Below are 7,697 nucleotides of genomic sequence, written 5' to 3'. Positions count from 1 at the left end.
TGCCGCCGGCAAGCCGGTGCTGGGTATCTGTGTGGGCATGCAGGCCCTGATGGCACGCAGTGAGGAAAACAACGGTGTGGATTGTCTGGGCGTGTTTGATGGTCAGGTCACCTTTTTTGGTGAATTGCAGAGCGATACCGGCGGTCGCCTGAAGGTTCCGCACATGGGCTGGAACCAGGTGCGCCAGGGCATGGCGCATCCCATGTGGGCAGGTATTGCCGATAACACCCGTTTCTACTTCGTACACAGCTACTGCGTTACCGGGCTGGCCGATGAGGAAGTGGCGGGCCGTTGTGATTACGGTCTGAGTTTTGCCGCAGCGGCTACCAGAAAGAATGTCTTTGCGGTGCAGTTCCACCCGGAAAAAAGCGCCGATGCCGGCCTGACCCTGCTGGAGAATTTTCTGCGCTGGCGGCCCTGATTCAGCGGCAGAACCGCTGTCAGCACAAACTACTATTTCATGTGCTGCCCTTCTGCGAGGGCAGCCTTCGTTTTGAGACCTAGCTATGCTTTTGATTCCCGCCATTGATCTGAAAGACGGTAAATGTGTACGCCTGAAGCAGGGACGCATGGAAGACGATACGGTGTTTTCCGATGATCCGGTGGCTGTGGCCAGCCACTGGGTGGAGCGCGGCGCCCGTCGTCTGCACCTGGTGGACCTGAACGGTGCCTTTGCCGGTGAGCCGGTGAATGGTGATATCGTCAAGGCGATTGCCAAGGCCCACCCGGATCTGCCGATACAGATCGGTGGCGGTATTCGCAGCCCGGAAATCATCCAGGCCTATCTGGATGCCGGGGTGCAATGGGTGATTATCGGCACCAAGGCGGTTAACGAGCCGCAGTTCGTCAAGGAAATGTGCCAGCAGTTCCCCGGCCACATCATCGTAGGTTTGGACGCCAAGGATGGCAAGGTCGCCACCGATGGCTGGGCCAATGTGACCGATGTGGATGTGATTGATCTGGCCAAACAGTTCGAGAACGATGGTGTCTCTGCCATCGTCTATACCGATATCAGCCGTGACGGCATGCTGCAGGGCGTCAATGTGGACGCCACCGTGCGCCTGGCCCAGTCCATGTCCATCCCGGTAATTGCTTCCGGCGGCATCACCAATCTGGATGATGTGCGTCACCTGTGCGCGGTGGCGGACCAGGGCATCAGTGGTGCCATCACCGGCCGCGCTATCTACGAAAACACCCTGGACTTCGGCGAAGGCCAGGCTCTGTCCGACGAACTGACCAGCGCCTGACAGGAACGCATTATGGGCTTAGCCAAACGCATTATTCCGTGTCTCGATGTGGATGCCGGTCGGGTGGTCAAGGGTGTCCAGTTTGTGGATATCCGCGACGCCGGTGACCCGGTGGAGATTGCCAAGCGCTATAACGACGCCGGCGCTGACGAGATTACCTTTCTGGATATCACCGCCAGTCACCAGGAGCGTGACACCACCCTGCACACGGTGGAGCAGATCGCCAGCCAGGTGTTTATTCCCCTCACCGTGGGCGGCGGCGTAAGGACTCTGGAGGATATCCGTAATCTGCTCAATGCCGGTGCCGACAAGGTGGGTATCAATTCGGCGGCAGTGCACAATCCGGAATTTGTCCGCGAGGCGGCGGAGCGTTTCGGGTCCCAGTGCATTGTTGTGGCCATCGATGCCAAGAAGGTCAGTGCCGAGAGCGAGACCAATCGCTGGGAGATTTTCACCCATGGTGGCCGCAAACCCACCGGGCTGGATGCGGTGGCCTGGGCCAGAAAGATGACCGATTACGGTGCCGGTGAAATCCTGCTGACCAGCATGGACCGGGATGGCACCAAGAACGGCTTTGATATTGCCCTGACCCGGGCCATCGCCGACGCGGTGCCGGTGCCGGTGATTGCGTCCGGCGGGGTCGGCAACCTGCAGCATCTGGTAGACGGCGTGGTACAGGGCGGTGCCGATGCGGTGCTGGCGGCATCCATTTTCCACTTCGGCGAGTATTCCGTGCAGGAGGCCAAGCAGTTCATGCAGGCCGCCGGCGTGGAGATGCGACTGGACTAGCGGCCGCGATACTTCCCCCGGCACGTGCGCTGGCGCTTTGCTGGCAACGCCAATCTTTCGGTTGCCCTTACCCTTTGTCTTGCGAGCAAAGCGCCAACGGGTATAGGTCGGGAAACGTCAGACCGGGGTAGCATATGCGTCAACCTAGCCGCTTTGTACTGGATGGCGGTGAAATCCTGTTTTACTCTCGAGGCTTTACCAAGAATAAAACCTCGGGAGAGTGGCAATGGGTTCCAATGCGCTAATCGATATCGGCCTGCCGGTATCGCTGTTTCTGATCATGGTGGGGATGGGCATGACCCTGACTCCCAAGGACTTCCGCGAAGTTGCCATCGCCCCCCGCGGCACCTTCTTCGGTCTGCTGGCCCAGATTCTTTTATTGCCGCTCATTGCCCTGGGGGTGGCCCTGGCGCTGGAGTTATCCCCGGCATTGGCGGTAGGGCTGATCGTGATTGCCGCCTGTCCTGGCGGCACAACCTCGAATCTCTTCGTCTACCTGGGTCGCGGTGATGTGGCCCTGTCCATCGTGCTGACAGTGCTGGCCAGTCTGATCACCATTGTTACCCTGCCGGCCTTTACCGGCTGGGCGCTGGAGCGTTTCCAGGATGCGGACAAGGTGCTGGAACTGCCGGTATTGCGCACCATCATTACTCTCTTTGTGATCATTCTGCTGCCGGTGACCGTGGGCATGACGATTCGCCATTTCCGTCAGGACTGGGCGGAAAAGGGCGAGAAGGCAGTAGGTCTGTTGGGGCTGCTGGTGCTGGTGGCAGTCATCGTGCTGCTGATGGTTGAGCTGGGTGAAGAAGCGCTGGATCTGTTCCGCAAAGCGGGGCTGTCGGCGGTGATTCTGAATGTTGCCGGGCTGGTGCTGGGGCTGGTGGGTGGACGTCTGATCGGATTGAATCGGGACCAGGCCTTTACCGTGGCTATCGAGCTGGGTATCAAGAATGGCACCCTGGGGCTAATGGTGACCCTGACCTTGTTGCATTCCGAAGCCATGTCGGTGCCGTCTGCCGTGTACGGGGTGCTGATGTTTGTCTTCGGTTTTCTGATGATCGGCTATGCCAGGCTTACCGGTATCGGCCGGGGCCGGGCAGAGCCGGTTTCTGAATAGCCGGACTCAGGACCCGGCGTGGGTACCACTATCCGTGGTGGCAGTGTCCAGCGCCGGGGTGTCCAGTAGCGAAGAAACCGGCACCACTTGAATGCCGGCATCGTCCATCAATGGCAGCACCTGCTGCAGATAATGGACGGTTTCCGGATAAGGGTGGCCGATGGCAATCGCCTGGCCGCGCTGGCGAGCCAGTCGGATCAATTTGTTGAACTGGGCATTAATCTTGACCAGATCACGCTCGTTATCCAGAAAGATGTCCCGGCCGGCGTTGGCCAGCCCCTGTTGCCGGGCCACCCGCTGAGCCACCGAGCGGCCACTGGTGCGGCTGTCCACAAAGAACAGCTGATGAGCTTTCAGTTCTGCCATCAGCCATCCCATGGGCTCGTTCTGTTCGGTAAGCGCGCTGCCCATGTGATTGTTGAGGCCACGGGCCTGGGGGATCTGGCTGAGTGCCTGGCGGACGGTATCCAGCAGTTCGTTTTCACTGATTCCTTGCCGGAGTCCGCCGCGATCCAGACGAATATGCTGTCCGGCATCCATGGGCAGGTGCACCAGTACTTCCTTGCCGGCTCGACTGGCGCGTTCGGCCAGCTTGCGTCCATGGGGGGAGTAGGGGATCACCGCGCAGGTAATCGGCGCCGGCAGGTCAGTAATGGCCTGGCCGTTCTGACGGTGATAGCCCAGATCGTCAATGATGATGGCAATGCGCGGCTGGGCTACGGCAGTGGCGGCAGCCAGCAGCATCGCCAGACCTGTTGCGAGACGACGCATCAGCGGCTTTCGTTGTTACGGGCCAGTACCACGCCTTTCAGCACGGACAACGCCTGGGCCAGGGCATAATCTTCCTGAGCCAGAGACTGGCGCTTGCCGTCGCTGCGGCTCTCGCCATTTTCATTGTTCAGGTGGCGGGGCAGGTCTGCCTCTCGTACCTGCATGTCTTCACGGACTTCCAGTTTGGTGACCACGTCCACGGCGATATCCGGTTCAATGCCTTCCGCCTGAATGGAGCGTCCATCGGGGGTGTAGTAACGGGCGGTGGTCAGCTTCAGGGCCTTGTCCTTGCTCAGCGGCAGCACTGTCTGCACCGAGCCCTTGCCGAAGGTGCGATTGCCCACCACGATGGCGCGGCCCTGATCCTGCAGGGCGCCGGCGACGATTTCCGAGGCGGACGCGCTGCCGCCGTTCACCAGCACCACCATGGGCATGCCATTCAGGCGGTCGCCGGGTTTGGCATTGAAATCGCTGCGACTGCTTTTCTCGCGGCCCTGGGTATAGACAATCAGGCCGCTGTCCATGAACAGGTCAGCCACTTCCACGGCGCCGCCGAGCACGCCGCCGGGGTTGTTACGCAGGTCCAGCACCAGGCCGCGAAGGGAGCCTTCCTTGGCCAGTTTGTCCAGGGCCTTGCGGGCATCGTCGCCGGTATTGTTCTGGAATTGCGAGATACGCAGATAGCCCAGCCCGGGTTCCAGCATGCGGGATTTCACGCTGTGCAGCTGGATCTTGTCGCGCTTGAGGGTGACCTGATGGGGCTTCTCGTCTCCCTCGCTGAGCACCATCAACTCGATTTCCGAGCCGATCTCACCGCGCATCAGTTCAACGGCTTCGCCCAGAGTCAGGCCTTTTACAAAGGTCTCGTCAATTTTCAGGATCAGATCGCCGGCCTGGATGCCGGCCTTGCTGGCCGGTGAGCCGTCAACGGGGGTAACCACCTTGACGAAGCCGTCTTCCATGGTGACTTCGATACCCAGACCGCCGAACTCACCGGTGGTGGTGACCTGGAGGTCGTCGAACTGATCCGGGGTCAGGTAGCTGGAGTGAGGGTCCAGTTCGTAGAGCATGCCGCGAATGGCGGATTCCAGCAGTTCGCGGTCATCAACCTCGTCGATATAGGCGCTGCGGATGCGCTCCATGACTTCGGCAAAGGCTCGCAGTTCATCCACCGGTACGCCCTGCTGACGGGCCTGTTGATCCAGAGCCGGGTCTTCGGCATGAAGGGCGGCGAGGGGTGCGGCGGACAGCAGTGCCGTCACCACAGCGGTGCGCAGAAAGGACAAGGTTGGCGTTGGCATTCAGTATCCCCGGCAGGCACGCGAGATCAATGCGCGTGCTTCAATCATTGGTGTTTTGGGCCAGTGGCGGCAGTGTAACACGGCGATTACACCAGCGTGTGGGGTTCACGGCCTTGCCGCGATGGCGTATCTCGAAGTACAGACCGCTGGCACGATTACCGCCGGAATTGCCGGCCAGTGCCAGGCTGTCACCGGCGGCTACCCACTCGCCCACTTCCCGCAGCAGGCTCTGGTTGTACCCATAGAGGGTCAGGTAACCATTGCCGTGATCGACGATGGTGAGAAGACCGTAGCCACGCAGCCAGTCGGCAAAAACAACCCGCCCGGCGTATACCGCACGTACCGGCGTGCCGGCAGGTGCGTTGAGAATGACCCCCTGCCAGCGCAGAGCCCCTTCGCGTGCACTGTTATAGCTGGTGCCGATGTTTCCCTCCACTGGCCATGGCAGCTTGCCTGCCAGCGTACCGAAGGGTTTGCCGCCCAGGTCGGCGGGGATGTCGTCCAGGCTGCGTTGCATGTCTGCCAGTAATTTTTCCAGCTGCTGCTGATCTTGCTTGAGCTGGCTGAGGCTGGAGCTGCGGTCATCCAGTGAGCGGTTAAGGCTTGCCAGGGTCTGCTGGCGGTTTTTCTGGGCTTCCTGCAATTTGTCGGCATGGCGCTGTACGTCGCTGCGCTTGTCGAGCAGAGTCTGGCGCGCCTGCTCCACACGCAGGCTGACGGCCATCAGCTCATCCAGTTCATCATTGACCTGCTTCAGGCGATTGCTGCGGGCACGCTGGTAGTACTCCTGGTAGCGTAACAGGCGGGCAATCTGGTCCGGTTGCTCCTGGTTCAGTAGCAGCTTGATGCGTTCCTGCCGTCCGGCCTGGTAGCTGGCGCGCACGGTTTTGGCCAGCCAGCCGAGCTGCGTCTGCTTTTCCCGCGCCAGTTGTGCCTGCTCCTTTTCCAGTCTGGCCAGGCGCTGACGGGCCTCACCGGCTTTCTGCTCCAGGTTGCGTTGTTCCCGGGACAGTCGGCTGATGCGCAGCTCGGCTTCACGCAGCTCCGCCTGCACCGAGTCCCGCTTGCGCAACTCCCGGTTCTGGGCGGCGCTGAGCTCGCTGATGCGCTCCTTGAGCTGCTCCAGCTGGGCCTTTGATGGTGTGCCCTCACCCCAGGCCAGGGCGGGAAGGAGTAATAACAGCAGGAATCCGGGGCGCATGGTTTTACCTTACCCCCTTGCGGGTGTGTATACTTGGCGCCGATTTTCCATCGGCGCGGGGTTGTGCAGTTGTCTGCACAGTCTCTGCCATTGCCACTGATTCGGGGTTCCAATGAGCCAATTGCTTGAATTTGCCAGTAACCATTACCTTCTGGTGTCCGCCTTTTTTCTGCTGTGGGCTGTTTTCTTTGTGCTTGAGTCCCGCCGTGGCGGCAAGGCTCTGAGTCCTCAGCTGGCCACTAATCTGGTGAACCAGAAGGATGCGGTGATTGTCGACCTGCGTGACGGCGATGAGTTTCGTGCCGGTCATATAGCCGGCAGCATCAATATCCCCGCCAGCCAGGCTCTTGAGCGTATTGCAGAACTGGAAAAATACAAGGACAAACCTATTATTCTGACTTGTGATATGGGTGCCAAGGCCTCACATCTGGGTCGTCAGCTGCGCGGCAAGGGCTTTGCCGAGCTGTATCGTATCCAGGGCGGGCTCAATGCCTGGCGTGGCGCCAGCCTGCCCGTGGTGAAGGGGTAGGCATGGCGAAAGTCGAGCTTTATACCACAGGTTGGTGCCCGTTCTGCATTCGTGCCAAGCAGTTGCTGAATAGCAAGAACGTGTCTTACCAGGAAACGGATGTGGATCGTCAACCGGACCAGCGTGCAGTGATGATGCAGCGCGGAGGTGCGCGTACGGTGCCGCAGATCTTTATTGATGATCGCCCCATCGGTGGTTGTGATGAACTTTATGCTCTGGAGCGCGCAGGGGAGCTGGATACGCTGCTCGGCGCCAATTCGGGGGAGTCGGGAACAAGGTAACAGGAGAAAAAGATGGCCGAACAACAACAGGTTTTCCAGCTGCAGCGCATTTATCTGAAAGATGCTTCCTTCGAGTGCCCGGGCGCTCCGGAAGTGTTCTTGGAAGAGTGGAAGCCCAAGGTCAATGTGCAGCTCAATAACGGTGCCCGTCGTATTGGCGAGACCGATGAATTCGAAGTGGAGCTGACCGTCACGGTGACTGCCAAGGACGAGAAGGAAGAAAAAACCTTCTATCTGGCAGAAGTGAAGCAGGCCGGTATCTTCACCGTGAAGGGTGTCGAAGGTGAAGAGCGGGCCCAGTTGCTGGGTGCCTACTGCCCGAACCTGCTGTTCCCCTATGTGCGCGAAGTGGTCTCGGATCTGGTCGCCAAGGGCTCCTTCCCGCAGATGGTGCTGCAGCCGATCAACTTCGATGCCCTGTACCAGCAGCAACGCCAACAGCAGGCAAAAGCGCAGGCTGA

10 protein-coding genes are annotated in these 7,697 nt (G+C 60.0%); 7 read left to right on the top strand and 3 right to left on the bottom strand.

Features of this window, described 5'->3' with window-relative positions:
- The 4 genes from hisH to HUJ17_RS13515 form a co-directional block, all read left to right on the top strand.
- Nucleotides 1-421: imidazole glycerol phosphate synthase subunit HisH (gene hisH / locus HUJ17_RS13530; protein WP_290511185.1), on the top strand; the 421-nt coding region annotated here is incomplete at its 5' end.
- Between the two features lie 85 nt (nt 422-506).
- Complete coding sequence (hisA, locus tag HUJ17_RS13525) at nt 507-1,247, top strand: 1-(5-phosphoribosyl)-5-[(5-phosphoribosylamino)methylideneamino]imidazole-4-carboxamide isomerase (protein WP_063508187.1); 741 nt, start codon at nt 507-509, stop codon at nt 1,245-1,247.
- Between the two features lie 12 nt (nt 1,248-1,259).
- Nucleotides 1,260-2,036, top strand: coding sequence for an imidazole glycerol phosphate synthase subunit HisF (hisF, locus tag HUJ17_RS13520; RefSeq protein ID WP_062815666.1), 777 nt, complete (start codon nt 1,260-1,262; stop codon nt 2,034-2,036).
- 226 nt (nt 2,037-2,262) lie between these two features.
- Nucleotides 2,263-3,153 carry a bile acid:sodium symporter family protein gene (locus HUJ17_RS13515; RefSeq protein WP_290511184.1) on the top strand — a complete coding sequence of 297 codons (891 nt, stop codon included), beginning with the start codon at nt 2,263-2,265 and terminating at the stop codon, nt 3,151-3,153.
- Between the two features lie 6 nt (nt 3,154-3,159).
- Here HUJ17_RS13515 and HUJ17_RS13510 read toward each other — a convergent pair whose 3' ends face one another.
- The 3 genes from HUJ17_RS13510 to HUJ17_RS13500 are packed head-to-tail and all read right to left on the bottom strand — an operon-like array spanning nt 3,160 to nt 6,426.
- Nucleotides 3,160-3,924 (bottom strand): divergent polysaccharide deacetylase family protein, encoded by a 765-nt coding sequence (locus tag HUJ17_RS13510; RefSeq protein ID WP_290511183.1) that lies wholly within the window; start codon nt 3,922-3,924, stop codon nt 3,160-3,162.
- Nucleotides 3,924-5,225: a S41 family peptidase gene (locus HUJ17_RS13505; RefSeq protein ID WP_290511182.1), complete on the bottom strand. Its 1,302-nt coding sequence runs from the start codon at nt 5,223-5,225 to the stop codon at nt 3,924-3,926. Before HUJ17_RS13505 ends, HUJ17_RS13510 begins: the two co-directional genes overlap by 1 nt.
- A 40-nt stretch (nt 5,226-5,265) precedes the next feature.
- A complete protein-coding gene (locus HUJ17_RS13500; protein ID WP_290511181.1) occupies nt 5,266-6,426 on the bottom strand; it encodes a peptidoglycan DD-metalloendopeptidase family protein in 1,161 nt (386 codons plus the stop codon).
- Between the two features lie 112 nt (nt 6,427-6,538).
- Here HUJ17_RS13500 and HUJ17_RS13495 point away from each other — a divergent pair, with 112 nt between their 5' ends.
- The 3 genes from HUJ17_RS13495 to secB all read left to right on the top strand — a co-directional run.
- Nucleotides 6,539-6,955, top strand: a complete 417-nt coding sequence (locus tag HUJ17_RS13495) for a rhodanese-like domain-containing protein (protein ID WP_290511180.1) — start codon at nt 6,539-6,541, stop codon at nt 6,953-6,955.
- 2 nt (nt 6,956-6,957) lie between these two features.
- Nucleotides 6,958-7,236 (top strand): glutaredoxin 3, encoded by a 279-nt coding sequence (gene grxC / locus HUJ17_RS13490; RefSeq protein WP_063508193.1) that lies wholly within the window; start codon nt 6,958-6,960, stop codon nt 7,234-7,236.
- Nucleotides 7,237-7,248: 12 nt separating this feature from the next.
- On the top strand, nt 7,249-7,697 hold a 449-nt coding region (gene secB / locus HUJ17_RS13485), incomplete at its 3' end, for a protein-export chaperone SecB (RefSeq protein WP_290511179.1).

The sequence above is a fragment of the Alcanivorax sp. genome, assembly GCF_014762765.1.
In the GTDB taxonomy this organism is placed as follows: Bacteria; Pseudomonadota; Gammaproteobacteria; order Pseudomonadales; family Alcanivoracaceae; genus Alcanivorax.
Note: the sequence above shows the minus strand (reverse complement) of the source record. Positions and strands in the feature narration are given on the sequence as shown.